The organism is Streptomyces durbertensis, assembly GCF_014156695.1.
In the GTDB taxonomy this organism is placed as follows: Bacteria; Actinomycetota; Actinomycetes; order Streptomycetales; family Streptomycetaceae; genus Streptomyces; species Streptomyces durbertensis.
On record NZ_WMLF01000685.1, the window covers coordinates 1 to 1,860 of the forward strand.

Here is a 1,860-nt window from a genome sequence, read left to right on the forward strand (position 1 = left end):
GGCCGGGGGGAGGTTGCGCGACGTGCGGCGCGGCGGTGGGCGAAGCGCCACCGGAGGGTGCCGAGGCGGACGCCGGGTCGGCTGGCGAGGTGTGGCCGGACGGTGCCGAGGCGGTGAGGATCAGGGTCAGCGTGGCGGCGAGCAGGGCGAGCGCTCGGTGGGCGCGGCGTCCCGGCATGAGTGGTCTCCCCCGGAGCGGTCGTGGTCAGCGACTGACCAGGGGAGGTAAGCACGGATCGGCCGTCAGCGGTAGTGCCTCGATGGAGCGGGTGCTGTCAGCGCGCCGGACGCGGGACGGCGACGGCCCCGTCGACGGCGCTGTGCAGCGCTTCGACGGGGCCGCGCGGGTATCACGCCGCGAGGTGGGCTCAGACGGCCGAACCGGCCTTCCAGGCCGCCCAGTCCATGTTCCAGCCGTTGAGGCCGTTGTCCGGGGCGATGACCTTGTCCTGCGAGTTCTTCACGATGACCACGTCGCCCAGGAGCGACTCCTTGTAGAACCAGGCGCCGTCGGTGGACGGGTCGCCCGCGCCCTTGACGTCGGCGAGGCCGACGCAGCCGTGGCTGGCGTTGCCGGAACCGAAGGGCGCGCCCCAGTAGTTGCCGTGGATGAACGTGCCGGAGGTCGACAGCCGCATGGCGTGCGGGACGTCGGGGATGTCGTACTCGCCCTTGCCGTCGTCGTCGGTGAAGCCGACGGTGGCGCCGTTCATGCGGGTCTCCTTGAACTTCTCGGAGATCACCATCTGCCCGTTCCAGGTGGGGCTCTCGGCGGCGCCGGCCGAGATCGGGATGGTCCGCAGGGTCTTGCCGTCCCGCACGACGGTCATCTGGTAGGTCTTCGCGTCGACCGTGCTGACCTGGGAGCGGCCGATGGTGAAGCTGAAGCTGCGGTCCTGGACGCCCTTGACGCCCTCGGAGCCCTCGACGCCGTCGAGCGACATCCTGACGTCGACCTTGGAGCCGCTCTTCCAGTACTTCTCGGGGCGGAAGTCGAGGCGCTTGTCGTTGAACCAGTGGCCGACGACCTCCTGGCCGCCGGTGGTGTTGACCTCGATGGCCGACTGCACGGCCTTCTTGTTCTTGATCGGCTTGTCGAAGTTGATCGAGACCGGCATGCCGACGCCGACGGTGGAGCCGTCCTCGGGCGTGAAGTAGCCGATGAAGCTGTTGCTCTGCGAGACGGTGGTGAACGTGGAGTTGTTGGTGGTCTCGCGGCCTTCGGAGTCCTCGGCCACCGCTTCTATTCGGTACTCGGTGGCGCGCTGGAGGGCCCCGTTGGGTGCCCAGCTCGACTTGTCGTCGGATATCGCGCCCTCGACGGCGGCGCCGTCCTTGACGGCGGTCATGGTGACGGTGGTGAGCTCGCCGCCCTTGACCGACACCTTGACGTCCTTGTTGATGCCGACGTTGTCGGAGCCGTTCTTCGGGTCGATGCTGATCTCGGCGCCGGACGCCCGGGCGTTCGCGGCGGCCTCGGACTTGTTGCCGTCCTTGCCGGGCTTGCCCGCGTTCTTGTCGTCGCCGTCGTCGTCACCGCCACAGGCGGTCAGCACCAGAGCCCCCCCGAGCAGGGCTGCCGTCACCGCGAGGCCTCTGCGGTGCTTGGTCGCGGTCATCACACGCTTCTCCATCTGCCTCGTGCCCTGGAATCCCCTGACGCCGCGCAGCACCAGAAACCGGGCATGCGACGTCACAGTTGTACGTAAGAGAACGCAAGGGAGCTGTGGCGCGTTCCACTCGTCATCCAACTGTGGCTCAGGACACTAGCGGGAGGGGGAATGACGGGGCGACCCCGAGACCTCCCGCGCCGGCACACGCGCCGGGGTACGCCGGGGCGCACACCGCGCGGGACCGGGG

Annotated in this window: 1 protein-coding gene; it reads right to left on the reverse strand. The window is 69.2% G+C overall.

What is annotated here, in order from left to right:
• Positions 1–368: 368 nt before the first annotated feature.
• Positions 369–1,634: a L,D-transpeptidase gene (locus GL263_RS25905; protein WP_182858168.1), complete on the reverse strand. Its 1,266-nt coding sequence runs from the start codon at positions 1,632–1,634 to the stop codon at positions 369–371.
• Between the last annotated feature and the right edge of the window lie 226 nt (positions 1,635–1,860).